This window comes from Pseudomonas songnenensis, from assembly GCF_003696315.1.
Lineage (GTDB): Bacteria > Pseudomonadota > Gammaproteobacteria > Pseudomonadales > Pseudomonadaceae > Stutzerimonas > Stutzerimonas songnenensis.
Map to the genome: position 1 here is coordinate 155,790 of NZ_RFFN01000006.1, position 14,903 is coordinate 170,692.

Annotated in this window: 10 protein-coding genes and 1 tRNA gene; 3 read left to right on the forward strand and 8 right to left on the reverse strand. The window is 65.0% G+C overall.

Annotated elements, in window-relative coordinates:
* Positions 1-5 precede the first annotated feature (5 nt).
* A tRNA-Thr gene (locus EA798_RS16420) sits at positions 6-81 on the forward strand.
* Between the two features lie 58 nt (positions 82-139).
* On the opposite strand, the gene EA798_RS16425 is transcribed toward EA798_RS16420, so the two are convergent.
* The gene (locus tag EA798_RS16425) at positions 140-1,618 is read right to left on the reverse strand and encodes an MFS transporter (protein ID WP_122099614.1); all 1,479 of its coding nucleotides are present in this window, start codon (positions 1,616-1,618) and stop codon (positions 140-142) included.
* A 97-nt stretch (positions 1,619-1,715) separates the two neighbouring features.
* Between EA798_RS16425 and EA798_RS16430 the strand changes: the two genes are divergently transcribed.
* The gene (locus tag EA798_RS16430) at positions 1,716-2,261 is read left to right on the forward strand and encodes a TetR/AcrR family transcriptional regulator (RefSeq protein WP_122099615.1); all 546 of its coding nucleotides are present in this window, start codon (positions 1,716-1,718) and stop codon (positions 2,259-2,261) included.
* Between the two features lie 184 nt (positions 2,262-2,445).
* Here the strand turns inward: EA798_RS16430 and EA798_RS16435 are convergent, their stop codons facing one another.
* The 3 genes from EA798_RS16435 to EA798_RS16445 form a co-directional block, all read right to left on the reverse strand.
* The gene (locus EA798_RS16435; RefSeq protein WP_122099616.1) at positions 2,446-4,572 is read right to left on the reverse strand and encodes a TonB-dependent siderophore receptor; all 2,127 of its coding nucleotides are present in this window, start codon (positions 4,570-4,572) and stop codon (positions 2,446-2,448) included.
* 213 nt (positions 4,573-4,785) lie between these two features.
* Entirely contained in the window at positions 4,786-6,336 is a 1,551-nt protein-coding gene (locus tag EA798_RS16440; protein WP_122099617.1) for a GGDEF domain-containing protein, read from the reverse strand.
* Between the two features lie 224 nt (positions 6,337-6,560).
* A complete protein-coding gene (locus EA798_RS16445; protein WP_244221288.1) occupies positions 6,561-8,441 on the reverse strand; it encodes an NAD(P)/FAD-dependent oxidoreductase in 1,881 nt (626 codons plus the stop codon).
* A gap of 257 nt (positions 8,442-8,698) precedes the next feature.
* On the opposite strand from EA798_RS16445, the gene EA798_RS16450 reads away from it, so the two are divergent.
* Positions 8,699-10,588: a sigma-54-dependent Fis family transcriptional regulator gene (locus EA798_RS16450; protein ID WP_122099618.1), complete on the forward strand. Its 1,890-nt coding sequence runs from the start codon at positions 8,699-8,701 to the stop codon at positions 10,586-10,588.
* 31 nt (positions 10,589-10,619) lie between these two features.
* On the opposite strand, the gene EA798_RS16455 is transcribed toward EA798_RS16450, so the two are convergent.
* The 4 genes from EA798_RS16455 to EA798_RS16470 all read right to left on the reverse strand — a co-directional run bounded on the left by EA798_RS16455 (position 10,620) and on the right by EA798_RS16470 (position 14,895).
* The gene (locus EA798_RS16455) at positions 10,620-11,603 is read right to left on the reverse strand and encodes a lipid A deacylase LpxR family protein (RefSeq protein WP_122099619.1); all 984 of its coding nucleotides are present in this window, start codon (positions 11,601-11,603) and stop codon (positions 10,620-10,622) included.
* 77 nt (positions 11,604-11,680) lie between these two features.
* Positions 11,681-12,745, reverse strand: a complete 1,065-nt coding sequence (locus EA798_RS16460; protein WP_122099620.1) for a hypothetical protein — start codon at positions 12,743-12,745, stop codon at positions 11,681-11,683.
* 3 nt (positions 12,746-12,748) lie between these two features.
* A complete protein-coding gene (locus EA798_RS16465; protein ID WP_122099621.1) occupies positions 12,749-12,997 on the reverse strand; it encodes an acyl carrier protein in 249 nt (82 codons plus the stop codon).
* Positions 12,994-14,895 carry an HAD-IIIC family phosphatase gene (locus EA798_RS16470; RefSeq protein WP_122099622.1) on the reverse strand — a complete coding sequence of 634 codons (1,902 nt, stop codon included), beginning with the start codon at positions 14,893-14,895 and terminating at the stop codon, positions 12,994-12,996. The genes EA798_RS16465 and EA798_RS16470 overlap by 4 nt, the downstream gene beginning before the upstream one ends.
* Positions 14,896-14,903 lie beyond the last annotated feature (8 nt).

A 14,903-nucleotide genomic window follows, 5' to 3' on the forward strand; every position in this document is an offset into this window, starting at 1 on the left:
CCGGCGCCGGTGTAGCTCAGTAGGTAGAGCAGCGCATTCGTAATGCGAAGGTCGCAGGTTCGACTCCTGTCTCCGGCACCAATGAAATTGAAAGGCCCGCATCGCTGCGGGCCTTTTTTGTTTCCGGTGGTCAGGCGCGCTAGCGCGGCCTGCGAGTGCACAGGGCGATGCCGCCCGAGGTGATGCCGAGCAGGGCGACCACTGCAATCATCACTGCGACAAAGGCGTTGTCGAACGCGCCTTGCGCCAGGCTGATCAGCGGGGCGGCGATGGCGTCGGGGAGGGATTCGGCGGCGATCAGTGCGCCGTCGAGGCTGTCGCGTGCCAGATCGGGGAGTGCCATCGCCTTCGGCGTAACGATGGCTGCTGTGTAAACCGCGGACATCAGACTGCCGAGAATGGCAATACCTAGCGCACCACCCAGCTCGTACGACACTTCTTCGATCGATGCAGCCATGCCGGCACGGTCGGGTGGGGCATGCAGCAGCATGGCGCTGGAGGCAGCAGTCATTGCGGCGCCGACGCCAAAGCCGAGCAGGCTGAACGACAGTATCTGTACCCATTGCTGAGCCCCATAGCCCAGCAGGTAGAGCAGGGCGCCAGCGGCGGACAGTGCGAGGGACGCGCTCAGAATCCGTTCGGCACCGATGCGCGGTAACGCCAGGCCGGCGAGTGGGCCAGCGATGAAGGCGCCGAGTGGGATTGGCAGTATGGTCAGACCAGCTTGCAGGGGCGACAGACCGACCACCAGCTGCAGCCGCTGGCTGACGACAAGCTCCATGCCCATCAGCGCTGCCGAAGCAACCGAAGCGGCGACTACGCCAGCCGAGAAGCTGCGGTCGCGGAACAGCGCGAAATCGATCATCGGCACGGCGGTCTGGCGCTGGCGGCGCAGAAAGGCCAGGGCGCAAACGACAGCGGTGATCGCCGCGATGCCGGCTTGCAGTGCGGAAGGGTCGGCCTTGCCGGCTTCCTTGATGGCCAGCGTCAGCCCGACCAGTGCGCCCATGACCCACAAGGAGGCCAGAAGATCGAACGGTCGCCCGGGATTACCGGGACGGGCCGGCACCCAGATCACGGCAAGCACCAGCGCCAGCAGGACGATGGGCACGTTGATGATGAACACCGAGCCCCACCAGAAATGTTCCAGCAATACACCCCCAACTACTGGGCCGAAAGCTGCTCCGCCCGACGCGATGGCCGCCCAGATTCCGAAGGCCAGGGCGCGCTCGCGGGCGTCTACGAAAACATGGCGGATGATTGCCAGGGTTGCTGGCATCATCATCGCTGCACCTACGGCTAGCGCGACACGGGCGCCGATCAGCAACTCGGGCGTCGGGGAGAAGGCGGCGCCGAGCGAGGCGCAGCCGAATACCACCAGGCCGGCGATGAACATGCGTTTGTGGCCGAAGCGGTCACCCAGTGCCCCCATCCCGGGTAGCAGGCCGGCAACGGTGAGGGCGTAGGCGTTGACGATCCACAGCTTTTCATTGGCTGATGCTTGCAGCTCGTAGGTCAGGCTGGGGAGGGCCAGGTAGATTACCGTCATGTCGATGACGATCAGCAGCAGCGCGCTGGACAGGATGCCCAGGACCAGCCAGCGAAGAGGGGAGTTCACGGTGCAATCCTCGGTTTGGTGCTACAAGCTCGATTGGCGGAAGGAACACGTTGCGGCATAATATAAATACATACGTATTGAATTGAAAGGGGCGCGCGTGGGTAGAAAGAAAACGATCGATCGCGAGGCACTGCTGGATGTGGCCGAAGGCATCGTCAATCGCCAGGGCGCTGCAGCCTTGACCATCGATGCTGTCGCCAAGGCGGCGGGTATTACCAAAGGCGGCGTGCAGTACAGCTTCGGCAGCAAGGACGACTTGATCAACGCCATGTTCGAGCGGTGGGGCAAGGGTTACACCGAGCAGTTCCAGCGCATCGCCGGGGATGCGCCCGATGCGCTGACAGCAGTGCGTGCTCACGTGGAGGCGACACGTGCTTCTGACTCCGGATCGCACGCCAAGGCGGCGAGTCTGATGGCTGCGTTACTGCAGACCCCCGAGCACCTGGTATCGACTCAGGCGTGGTATCAGGAACGTCTTGCGGGGCTCGATACCTCCACCGAAGAAGGTCGCCGTGCCCGGCTCGCCTTTTTCGCTACGGAAGGGATTTTCACGCTGCGCTTTTTTCGCCTGATGGATATAGGCGAGGAGGAATGGGCGGATGTCATGAGCGACATTGCCGCGCTGGTCCGCCCGGACAGCTGACCGCCTGATCGGCAGCGGGCGATACGGAAGAAGCGCGCGGGTGCCTGGCAGGTCCGAGGCGTGAGCCGAGCACCGACCACGACGCAGTGAGTTGCTGGCCTACCTGCGATGCAGGAGAGAATCGGATGCCGGAACCGGCACACCTGACCGGGGCACAGCCGCACTGGCTGCGCCCCGATCTTTTTTACAGAGTGACCGAGATGCCTGCCTGCAGCGTGCGGGGTGCGCCTGGGTAGGCCCAGATGTTGCCCCAGGCGCGCTCTTCGTACTCTTCGTCGAACACGTTGTTCAAGTTCAGGTTCAGGCGAACCCGTTCGGTCAGTGGGTAGTAAGCGAGCAGATCGACGGTGGTGTAGGCATCCATGTCGAAGGCCGTAGTGGAGGCGCTGCCCTTGCGGTCGCCGACGTATTTGACGCCCATGCCCACACCGAGCCCTGCCAGCGGACCATCGGCGAATTCGTAGGTGTCCAGCAGGTTGAAGCTGTGGCGTGGCACGTTGGCCAGGCGGGTGCCGACCGGCATCGATGCGCTCGAGCTTTCGGTAACCTCGGCATCGACATAGGCGTAGCCGCCGATCACGCGCCACTGCGGGGTGATGTTGCCTGCCACGCTGATATCGAAGCCACGGCTACGTGCTTCGCCGGCGGCGACCTGGTAATTGCTGTCGAGCGGGTCGCTGGTCAGCACGTTTTCCTTGGTGATATGGAACAGCGCCGCGGTGACACTGAGGTCATGCTCCGGTAGCTCGTACTTGATGCCGACTTCGTGGGCGATGCCTTTTTCCGGGTCGAACGCCTGGCTGCTGCGGTCAGCGCCGCGGTTGGGCTTGAACGAGCGCGAGGTGTTGGCGTACACGGCCAGCTCCTCGGTCAGGTCGTAGATCAGCCCGAAACGCGGGGAGACGGCGTTGTGCGCCTGATCCCAGCTGCCGGCGGGGGTGAGCTTGTTGTCGTAGCGTTGCTCGAAGCGCTCCAGACGCGCTCCGATCTGCGCTTTCAGGCGCTCGGTGAGGGCGATCTGATCCTGCACGAAGAATGCGTAGGACTTCAGGTTCTCGTCATCGTAGGTGGTAGTGCGGGTCAGCGCCGGCAGCGGCTGGCCATAGACCGGGTCATAAAGGTCGATGGGGAAGTCGCTGGTCAAGCCGCCGGAGCGACGGATCAGCGAGTCGTAGTTGTATTCATCGAACTCCACCCCGAGCAGCAGCGTGTGCGCCAGACCGGCGGCGTCGAAATGCCCTTCCAGATTGGCCTGCAGCGCCAGGTCATTCCAGTTCAGCCAGCGCTCGCTGTAGTTGCGGCCTACCGTTCGACCATCGCTGGCCAGACCGTTGTTCTCCACTGCACCGCCGTCCAGGCTGCCGTCGAGGTACTGGATGCCGCCGCGCAACATCCATTGGCTATCCAGTTGGTGTTCCAGGCGCAGTTGGGTGGTGGCGTTCTGGTTGGTCAGCTTGCCGGCACTTTCCTCCCCGAGGAAGCGATCGCGCGACAGGTCGCCGGCCTGGTTGGGGTAACGGGTCAGACCGCGGTCCAGCGGATGGCGGTTGTGCAGATAATCGCCTTCGAGGATCAGCGCGGTGTCGTCGCTGAGCTGCCAGCGCAGCACTGGCGCAATGTTGTAGCGCTCGCTTTCGACGTGGTCGCGGAAGCTGTCGCTGCCTTCGGCGACCAGGTTGAGGCGATAGGTAAAGGCTGCGCTTTCGTCCAGTGCCCCGGTGGTGTCCAGTGTGCCGCGGCGCAGGCCGTCGGTGTTCACCTGGCTGCCGAGTACCGTGCGCCGCTCCGCCTGCGGCTGCTTGCTGACGATGTTGAAGGTGCCACCCGGATCGCCGCGCCCGTAGAGCATAGAGGCCGGGCCGCGCAGCACTTCGATGCGTTCCAGCGTGCTGGCGTCGGGCATGTTGGGATAGCCGCGGTTCACCGCAAAACCGTTTCGGTAGAACTCCTGGGTGCTGAAGCCGCGCACCAGGAACTCGGTCAGGCCCTGGCCACCGAAGTTGTTGCCGCGTTCCACTCCGCCAGCGTAATCGAGCGCGTCTTCCAGGCGCGTTGCGCCGATGTCTTCGACGACCTGCGCCGGCACGACGCTGATCGATTGCGGCGTTTCATGGATGGCGGTGTCGGTGCGGGTGGCGCTGGCCGAGCGAGTTGCCCGGTAACCCTGCACAGGCCCGTCGGCGCGCTCGGCGGATGCGGTGACTTGCATCTCCTCCAGCGCCAGGGGCGTCGTCGCCTCGTCGCTGGCAGAAGCGGTGATATGGCAGGTGAGGGCGGGAACCGCGAGCATCGGGACGAGAAGGCGCCGCATCGAATGATCCTTGAACGGAGGGAGCGAGGGCGGGCATCCTAATCGCAACGAAAACGATTATCAAATAGAAGGTGATCTCAACTGGTCGCCTGTTTGGCGGGTTGCGGCAGGGCACGGTGGGCGCCGATCAGCGCGAGCTCAGGTCCGCAGGCACACCGGGTTCGAGGCTGCTGCCCAGCGGCTCGGGCGTCCGATCCGGCGTCTGCCCGGTGTTCAGGTGGCGGCGATGACGATACGATCGCGCCCGGCTCTTTTCGCCCGATAGAGCGCTTCGTCCGCGGCCTTGAAGGTCGCCTCGGGCGATGCATGGTTGCCGCTGCAGGCGATGCCGATGGATGCCGTTACCGGGGTTCCGGTCGGGCTGACGGTCTGTCGCAGTCGGGCAAGCAGACGTTCTGCTGCGATGCTGGCGCCGCTGGCGTCGGTTTCGGGCAGCAGCATGAGAAATTCCTCGCCGCCCATTCGGCACAGCACGTCGGTGGGGCGCGAACATTCCCTCATGATTTCGGCAAGAAAGCGCAGCACCGCGTCGCCCACGTCATGGCCGTGCTGATCGTTCACCTGCTTGAAGTGATCGATATCCAGCGTCACGGCCGCGTAGCGCTGGTCGAGCAGATCGAACTGCTTGAGCGCGAACGCCATGCCCCGACGGTTACGCAGGCCGGTCAGTGGATCGGTCATGGATGCAGCCTCCAGCGCGACCATCTTCTGCTGCAGCAGGGAGACGCCTGCAAGCATCGCGACCTTCAATCGCGATACCTCGAAGTACCAGGAGTTGACGGTTGATATCCGGCTTGCTGCCTCCGGTGCGCCCCAATGTTCGGCGGTATCGGCCAGTGCGCGGATCGGTGCGGAAATGAGTCTGGACAGCCACCAGAACACCGCGAGCGAGAACAGGGCAAAGGGCACGGCGTTGAGCAGGGTCGTGCGTGCCAGCTCTGCGAGCTTTGCTGTGATGGCCGCGGTCGGTCGCTGCGCGACGATGCCCCAGCCGGTGCTCTGGATTGGCGCATAGCCGGCGAGCATATCCACTCCCAGCGTATTGATGACGCGCTGACCCCCTTCGTGACCCAGCAGCACGCGTTGCACCACGGCGTTGCTCGACACGTTCTGCCCGACCCGCTGCCCATCTTCATGGAAGATCAGGTTGCCCTGGGTATCGACGACATAGAGGTACGAGCCATCGCGGTGGTAATGCACGCCAAGCAGCTCATGCAGTACGTTGCGTTCGCGCAGGAACAGCGAGGCGCTGATGTAACCGAGGTAGCTGCCGTCCGGTGCGAAGATCGGGTGCGTCACGGCGAGCAGGTAGGTGCCATCCGTGGCTACGTAGGGGTCGGTTATCAACGGAGCGCGCAGGGTAAGCGCTTGCGTCGCACCCACGCTGTTGACCGTGATGCCGACCAGCGAGGCGCTCTCGGGCGATGCCGAAACGATTTGCCCGTTGGCGCTGATGATGACGGCCCTGCTGAACTGGTCGCCCTTGAGCTTGAGGCGCGCGGTTTGTGCGTCGCGCCAGTCCTTGTCGTCGAAACGCGTCGACAGCGATTCCGCCGCGTAGGCCAGCTCACGGCGGCTGTTGAGGAAAAAGCGGTCGGTGATGTCGGCCAGCTTGCGTGCGTAGGCGCGGTTGGCCTCCAGGGTCTGCTCGAACAGCTGATCACGCTGGGTGAAATAGCCGGCGAAGAAACTGTTGCCGAACGTCAGGAAGCCGGCAAGCAAAGCCAGCAACAGCGTGAGTTTCTGTAGGTCCAGCTTGTACATGAACGCGTCCGGTACTCTGAAAGGCATGCGTGGCATCGGCCGGCTGAAAATGCCAGTCGATCGTGCGAGCCAGGCGCTGCTGGATCGAATCATACATGGCTGAAGCCTGCGCGCGGCGGCTGTGATGCATGCCTCTCCGGCTGGTGCGTGCGGATCTGGGGCGTTTAGCGGCTTGCACAAACAGGCCCGCAATCGCGGGCCTGTTGTGTCCGGCGGGTGAGTTGTCAGCCCTGGTGATAGCTCGGCGCGAGCTTGTAGACCGAGGTATCCAGCCCCTCGAAGCGCGCCTTCAGCTGCAGTGCCAGGTACAGCGAGTAGTGCCGTGACTGGTGCAGGTTACCGCCGTGGAACCACAGGTTCTGCTGCTGGGTGGGCTTCCACATGTTGCGCAGTTCACCTTCATACGGGCCCGGGTCCTTGGTGGTGCCGGAACCCAGTCCCCAGCAGCGGCCGACCTTGTCGGCGACATCCTGGGAGATCAGCCGCGCCGCCCAGCCGTTCATCGAGCCGTAGCCGGTGGCATAGACGATCAGATCGGCCGGCAGGCGGCTGCCATCGTTGAGTACCACGGCATCCGGCTCGATGTGATCGACGCCGAGGCCAGGCCCGCTTTTCAGCTTGATGGTGCCGTCGGCGATCAGCTCGCAGGCGCCGACGTCGATGTAGTAGCCCGATCCGCGGCGCACGTACTTGAGGAACAGGCCGGATTCGTCATCGCCGAAGTCGAGCATGAAGCCCGCTGCAGCCAGGCGATCGTAGAAGGCCTTGTCGCGCTCCTTGACCTGCTCGAAGGCCTGGCGATGGAACTGCGGCAGCACCTTGTAGGGGATCGAGGCGAACAGCATGTCGGCCTTGTCGGTGGTCAGTCCGCTCTCGACCGCATCCTCCGAATAGAGCGGGCCGAAGACCACGTCCATCAACGTATCGGAGCGCACGATATGGGTGCTGGAGCGCTGCACCATGGTGACGTCCGCGCCGTTCTCCACCAGGTCTGCGCAAATGTCATGAGCCGAATTGTTGGCACCGATGACCACCGCGCGCTTGCCACGCCAAACGTCGCCGCCGGGATGCTGGCTGGAATGGTGCTGCTGGCCGGCGAAGGTTTCCGCACCCGGATAGACCGGCACGTTGGGCACGCCGGACATGCCGGTGGCAAGGATCAGCTGCGCGGGCTTGAGCGTCATTGGTTTGCCGTCGCGCAGCACCTCGACCGTCCAGCGGCCCTCGGCTTCGTCGAAGCTCGCCTTCACGCATTCGGTTTTCGCCCAGTAGTTCAGCTCCATGACCTTGGCGTACATCTCCAGCCAGTCACCGATCTGGTCCTTGGGTGTGAAGATCGGCCAGTGGTCGGGGAAGGGCAGGTAGGGCATGTGGTCGTACCAGACCGGGTCGTGCAGGCACAGCGATTTGTAACGGCCGCGCCACTGGTCGCCGGGGCGCTCGGCCTTGTCGACGATCAGCGTCGGCACGCCGAGGCGCTTGAGCCGCGCACCGAGGCCGAGGCCGCCCTGGCCTCCGCCGATGACCAGGCAGTAGGGCTGTTCGGTGATGCCCAGCGCGGCTTCCTCGTCGCGGCGCTTTTCCAGCCAGTTGCGCTTGTCGGCCAGGCCGTGGCCGTGTGCGGCGCCCAGTGGGCGACGGCGTCCGAGCGGTTCCTCGTGCCCCTTGAGTTCACGCATGGTGGTCAGCAGCGTCCAGCACAGGCCGTCCTTCAGCCGCACATAACCCTTGCCGCGGGCGACATCGGTTTCCAGGCTGATCCACCCTTCGAGCACGCCGTCAGCCAGGCTCGCCTCGCCTTCGAGCTTCCAGTTGTCCGGCTGGGTGGCTTGCAGACGGCTTTCCAGCATGTCGCGAATGTCGGCCTTGCCTTCGAGGGTGACCAGGTTCCAGCTGAACAGCACCAGGTCACGCCAGTGGCAGTCGTCGGCGAACAGCTCAAGCGTGCCGTCGATGTCGCGCTGCGCCAGTCGCTGGCCGAGGCGTTCGACCCAGGCGGCCAGTTGTTCGGTAGGTGTGCGGGTGACGCTGGCCTGGCTGTCGCCGCCGAGGTCGCTGCCGTAATCGGTTTTCAGATCGAAGGGAACGTCGTTGCTGGGACGCATGGTGGTTCTCCTGGTCATTGTTGTTATTCACGGGGATACCGTGCTTGCAGCAGAGCAAGCGGCGGGCCAGCAAGCGGCGCACCGCGTCGTGGCTGGCCTGGAGTCGTATCGGGACTGGCCGGTCGAGACTGCGCTGCGCCATCCCTGGCGCGGCGGGGGTGACACTCTGTACCAGCCGTGGCACAGCATGCGGTGGCCGGGCGATTGGCCTATGCTGGGCGCGAAACCGCCTCGAAACACTGCGGAGAACAACAAGAATGACCTCTCGCCTCAGTCAGCATGCGCACCAGGTCCTCAGCTTCGGTGAAGGCACCGCAGCCAGCCAGGGCCCCGCTGCCGATCCCGCCATTGCGCGTTCCTGGCGCCGTTGCCTGGAACAGCATCAGCTCGACCCGACCAGCCCGCGTGCGCCCTGCGTGATCGAGCGTCCGCGACTGAATGAGCACCGCGAGCGCCTCGATCGGGTCATTGCCGTCGCCCACTGGCAGATGAACAGCCTCCATCAACAGCTGGGCAGCAGCGGCCATGCGGTGTTGCTGACCGACGCCAGCGGTGTGGTGATCGACAGCGTGGCCGATCAGGCCGAGCGCGCGGAATTCCAGCGCGCCGGGCTCTGGCTCGGGGCGGTGTGGAACGAGGCGACCGAGGGCACCAATGGCGTCGGCCTGTGCCTGCTGGAACGCCAGGCGCTGACCATCCGGCGTGACGAGCATTTCCGCGGCCGGCATGCGGCGCTGACCTGTTCGGCGAGCCCGGTGTTCGATGCCGAGGGTGGCCTGCTCGCCGTGCTCAATGTGTCGTCGGCGCGCGAAGACCTGTCGCGCCAGCGGCGTTTTCACACCATGGCGCTGACCAATCTCTCGGCCAAACTCATCGAGAGCTGCTTCTTCCTGCAGCATTGCGAGGGCGACTACCTGCTGCGCTTCCATGCCCAGCCCGAATACATCGGCCTGCTCAGCGAAGGCCTGCTGGCGTTCGATGGCGACGGGCGCATCACGACCATCAACGAAACCGCGCTGAACCTGCTGGCGAGCAACCGCGAAGCACTACTGGGCCAACCGCTGGAAACTGTTCTGGATGTGCGTCTGGAGCAATTGCTGCAGCGCGCCAGACCGCAGCCCGGCACCTGCTGGCCGCTGCATACCCACAACGGTCAGCGGTTGTACTGCCAGTTGCGCGGACCGCAGATGCGCGTGGTGGCCGCGCCGCCGAAAGAAGCGGCAGCGCAGGTGGGTGGTCTGTGCCTGCTCGACCCGTCAATGCGCGCAGATTTCGGCCGCGCGCTGAAGGTTCTCGAGCGGGACGTGCCGGTGCTGCTGCAAGGCGAAACCGGCACCGGCAAGGAGGCGTTCGCCAGCGCGCTGCATCGCGCCAGCCGCCGCGCCGGCCGGCCGTTCGTGGCGCTCAACTGCGCGGCGATTCCCGAGACGCTGATCGAAAGCGAACTGTTCGGCTATCGCGGTGGCAGTTTCACCGGCGCGCGGCGCGAGGGCATGGTCGGCAAGCTGGAGCAGGCCAACGGCGGCATTCTCTTTCTCGACGAGATTGGCGACATGCCGCTGGCGCTACAGACGCGCTTGCTGCGGGTGCTGGAGGAGCGCAAGGTCACGCCACTGGGGGCAGCCGCACCGACCGAATTGAACATCCGCCTGATCAGCGCCAGTCATCACGACCTGCGCACACTGGTCGCCAGCGGCGCGTTCCGTGAAGACCTGTATTACCGGCTCGGCGGGCTGATGATCGCGTTGCCGCCACTGCGCGAGCGCAGCGACAAGGCGCAACTGCTCGACCATCTGCTGAGCGAAGAAGCCCAGGGCGAATCGATCTGCCTCGACCCGGCCGCGCGGCAGGCGTTGCTCGCTTACAGGTGGCCGGGCAACGTTCGGCAGATGCGCAACCTGCTGCGCACATTGGTAGCGCTGAGCGAGCAGGGCCGCATCGCCGTCGATGAGGTACTGGCTGTGCTGCCGGCCGAGATCGGCGAGGTGGATGCAATGCGCGATCCGTTGCAGTCGGCCGAGCGCGAGGCTTTGCTGAGCGTGCTGCGCGAGCGGCACTGGCAGGTCAGCCGGGTTGCCGAACAGCTCGGGATCAGCCGCAACACGCTCTATCGCAAGCTGCGCAAGCACGGCATCTCGCGCAACTGAAAGGCGGGCGCGAACGCCCGCCGTCACGGTGTCAGAGCGCGGTGGACAGGGTGATCGAACCGAACTGGTCGTGTTCCCGCTGGCTCTGGAATTCACGGGTGCGCCAGACGTTGGCGAATGCCAGTTGCCAGCGGCTCCAGGTCAGTGCCACGCCGACCTTGGCATCCCCGACCCACTCGCGGCGGTCAACCGAATGGCTGTCCTCGAAGGTGTTGCCGTCGAGCAGCATGTTGTGCGCCATGTAGCGGCCTTCAAGATTGGCGAAGCCGTACCAGGCGAAATCCCCACCCGGCCGGAAGAACTGGCTGCCGCTCTGCGCCGGCGTCACTGCCGGAATGCTGAAGCTGCGCTGCAGGTTCTGCCCCAGGCGCAGGCCCAGCCCGGCAGAGCCATAGCGATAGAGGTTGCCGAGGGCGAAGCCCACGCTCGGGCCATATTCCAGCTCCAGCCCGGCGAAGCGTTCCTGCAACCACCAGCGGTGTTGATAACCCAGGTTGACGAAGGGTTCGTTTTCCAGCTGGTTGTCCCAACCATTGGGTTCGTCGCTGTTGGTGGCCTTGTGCACGGCGCGTTGCAGGCGCTTGCCTCCGGCGGCCGGGCCGACGATGCCGACATCCAGATGCAGGCTCTGCGCGCCCCGCCAGCCGTCGTGCTGGGTGTCGGAGAACATCGACATGCCGGCGAACAGCAGGCCGGCATAAGGACGGTCGTCATCGATCAGCGCTCGGGTTTCGATTTCCTCCGGCGTGTAAATCTGATGACCGAAGCGATAGGCGACGTTGTCGACTGCCGCGCCCGACCAGCCGGGCAGCAGATCGGCGAAGCGCCGCGTCCAGCTCTGGTCGTCCGGCTCGAAGCCCCAGATCACTTCCAGCCCATTGCTGTAATGACCATCGCTGCCCCTGGCGATGATGTCGTTCTCCACCTTCAGCGACAGGATGTCGGCCTGGCCGATGGCAGGGGCGGCGATGGTTGCAGCGAGCAGGCACGAGCACAGCAAAGAACGAGAATGCATGGTCAGACTCCTGGCTTACGTTCTTGTTTGTATGTTCTTTCTCGGACCTTGACCTCGCGGGGCGGTTCGCTTGAACCCTATGGCGCACCGAATCTGCTGCTTCCGGCCAGTACCGATTCGCCAAGCCTAGCCTGTTCCGACTCACGCAGTTGCTCGGCAAGCGCATTGGAAAAGCCTTCTACCGCGGACCAGCGCAGATGGATGGCGTCGACGAAGGCAGCGGGCGGAGCGACCCATTCGCGATCGGCGTTCCAGTATTGCGCGCCGGCATTGCCGGCGATGGCGGCCGTCAGCTTTTCGTCGAAACGGGTGAGGAAGCTGCCATCGGCATCGACCTTGGCCTTCCACTGCGGATGCAGCGGTGTGGATACGACGAGCAGCTGGCGTTGCTCCGCCTGCAAACGCGCGGACAGCGTGCCCAGCGCAGCGAAGCAGCTGTTATCCAGCGCGTCAGGCTTGCCATAGAACAGGCCCCGATCACCCCGGGGCTCGAGCGGCCCGTCGCCGTGACGGGTGAACACCAGCGGGTCCCATTCGATCTCGTTGGCCCGTTGCGCCTTGACCGTCTGCGCGTTGCGCAACAGCGAACGTGGCGAGAAGTAGCGCATGTAGTAACCCCAGCGTGAGGCCTGCTGATAAACGTAGTGATCGGCATCCTCGCGGTCGAACACCGCATCCGGCACTTTCCAGCAGCCGGCGAAGTCCAGCGGATCGACGATCATCACCACCTGACGGACGCTGGGTTCACGGTCGAGCAGCCAGTTGGCGACATAGGTCGACTGGTTGGCGTGCAGGCCGCAGAACGCACCGTTGAGCGGGCGCAGGCCGGGCGTCTGCTCGATCAGCACGTCACCATCGACATGGCGCCAGGCGACCGAGGAACCGACGATCAGCAGGTTCGGATCGGCGATGGGGTTGTGCCGCAGAAAGTGCAGCTTTTCGTCCACACACAGGCTGTTGGAGAAGGCCGGTGGCGGCAGGTTGTCGGTGTGATTGAGCCAGGCGAGCAGGGCGGCAAAGCCGCCGAGCATCCCGAACAGCCCGGCGAACATGCCCAGCAGGTAGCCGGCACGGAACGGCCGCCGGTCTGCCTCGGCCCGGGCGGCATCGCCGCCCGGGCATGTATCGACGGATCTGGCCATGACTCAACGCCCTCCGAGTTTGGTCTGGATCAGTTGCGCGAAGTGGCCGACGTTCTTCAGCGATTCCAGTTCGGCGGTGCGGAACTTGATGCCGAAGCGTTGCTCGGCGGCCACGATCAGCAGGACATGGGTCTGGCTGTCCCAGCCATCGATGTCGTCGGCGGTGGTTTCGGAGATGAGGACGATATCGTCATCGTCGAACACGTCGTGGAAGACCTGGGTCAGCGCCTGGAGAATTTCCCTTTCGTTCATGCTTGCACCTGGATGTGGTGGTTGATGGAAGCGCGCGAGGCCAGCTCGTAGCGCCAGAAACTTGCATCGGCGGGGGCGTTGGCAGCGGTGGGGCGCTGCTCGAAGCCCAGCCGCGGGTAGTGCTCGGCGACCATGCCGTTGCGTTCGCTGGGGCGGTATTCGCCAACCAGGGCACGCCAGCCGGCAGCCGCGGCCGCCTCGGCCATGACCTCCAGCACTGCCGCCTCGACCTGGCGGCCCAGCACGCGGCAGCTCATCAGCCAGCTGTCGATCAGCAGCTCATCGGCTCCGAGAGCTGCATCGGGTCTTGCCAGCACCACGCTGATCAGGCCGTTGTCGCCGAACTTGTCTTCCAGCCGCAGGGCCAGGGCGATGGCTTGCGGATTGCTGGCCATGCGCTCGACTTCGGCTTCGGTATAGCGGCGGGTGGTCAGGTTGAACTGGTTGGTCTTGTTGATCAGCTGGGTGGTGCGCGCCAGCTCGGCGGCGCCGATGCGGTTGACGCGCAGCACCATCTGCAGCCCGCGCAGGTAGCCGTCCATGTCAGTCGCCTGGCTCTGCGCGGCCTTGCGTTCGGCATTCAGCGCATAGCTGCGGCCGCGCTCGGCGTCATCGGAGGTAAAGGACACAGCCTCGAAATAGCCCGCCGCGGCGATGCGGGCAGGGTAATTGGCGACATCGTCGGGCAGCTCCGGTACGGCGACTTCCGGCAGCTCGCGGCGCACGATGTCGCGCTCTGCGGGGTTGTCGTCGACGAACACCAGGCTGTCCAGACCGATATCGAGCATGCTCGCAATGCGCCGCAGGTTGCCCGCCTTGTCTTCCCAGTTGGCGACGAATGCCGCGATATCGCTGCGCTTGAGCGCCATTTCCGGATGCGCGAACGCCGCCTCGGCGACGTGCAGGTCGTTCTTGCTGCACACCGCGAGGATCACCCCGCGGCGCGCCAGCTGGGCGGCGTAACGCTGGAAGGCGAGAAACGCCTCGCCGCTGGGGCTGCCCTGGCCGAGCTGGATACCGTCGATGCCGTCATCACCGATCACGCCGCCCCAGAGGGTGTTGTCCAGATCGAGTACCAGGCACTTGCGCGACAGCCCGGCAGTGGCCGCCGCGATCCGCGCCAGATGTTCGCCATAAAGCGGTGCCAGGGTCGGGCTGACCAGCTGCTTGGCCTGATGCCAGCGCACCGGCTCGGCCAGGCCGTCGCCATAAGCGGCTGCGTGCCAGACCAGATCGAGCAGCAGCACGCCATCCTCGCGGGCAGCGGCGCGGATCGCCGCATTCAAGCGTTCGATGACTGCCCGCGGAGATGCTGGCACCAGAGCTTCGTAAGAGCCGAACAGTGGCGGCGCGACCGGCACCAGGGTTTGCTGCACCACCTGTGCGGCGTATCGCTCGCGAGCCCGACGCCAGAGCAGGCGCAGTTCATCGACGCGCTCCGCCACCGCGGCATCCACCTCCGCCTGGCCTGCCTGCAAGGGCAGTTGCAGTGGGGCGTCATGGGCGTCCAGCGCCAGCAGCACCAGCTGGGGGGCGAAGGCGTTCAGCGCCGGGTCATCAGCCAGCAGCGCCTGGCGGTACATGCCGTAGGGCGCTACGTGCAGCGACAGCGCCAGCCGCCGCTGCAATCCTGCAACACGGATAGCCGGCAGCAGGTGATCCACCGTGTGCGAGGACAGCAGCGCCACCCGCAGCGGCGTCAGTCGTGCTGCCGCGGTATGCTGTTCGATGCCGGCGGCGACCAGCTTGTCCAGCCGAGCGGTCAGGGTGAAATCCCGTTGAAAGGTCGCCAGTCGCGCGGCTTCGTGCAGGCGCGGCAACGGGTCATCGATACGTTTGGCTTGGCCGATTGCGCCGGACAGATCCGGATGCGCCGGCAGCCAGGAGAGTTGTTGCATGCCTGTGA

Excerpts from the sequence above, each read along its gene's own strand:
- EA798_RS16435 (WP_122099616.1), bottom strand. The coding sequence starts at position 4,572 with ATGCGGCGCCTTCTCGTCCCGATGCTCGCGGTTCCCGCCCTCACCTGC.
- EA798_RS16440 (WP_122099617.1), bottom strand. The coding sequence starts at position 6,336 with ATGTACAAGCTGGACCTACAGAAACTCACGCTGTTGCTGGCTTTGCTT.
- EA798_RS16445 (WP_244221288.1), bottom strand. The coding sequence starts at position 8,441 with ATGCGTCCCAGCAACGACGTTCCCTTCGATCTGAAAACCGATTACGGC.
- EA798_RS16450 (WP_122099618.1), top strand. The coding sequence starts at position 8,699 with ATGACCTCTCGCCTCAGTCAGCATGCGCACCAGGTCCTCAGCTTCGGT.
- EA798_RS16455 (WP_122099619.1), bottom strand. The coding sequence starts at position 11,603 with ATGCATTCTCGTTCTTTGCTGTGCTCGTGCCTGCTCGCTGCAACCATC.
- EA798_RS16460 (WP_122099620.1), bottom strand. The coding sequence starts at position 12,745 with ATGGCCAGATCCGTCGATACATGCCCGGGCGGCGATGCCGCCCGGGCC.
- EA798_RS16465 (WP_122099621.1), bottom strand. The coding sequence starts at position 12,997 with ATGAACGAAAGGGAAATTCTCCAGGCGCTGACCCAGGTCTTCCACGAC.
- EA798_RS16470 (WP_122099622.1), bottom strand. The coding sequence starts at position 14,895 with ATGCAACAACTCTCCTGGCTGCCGGCGCATCCGGATCTGTCCGGCGCA.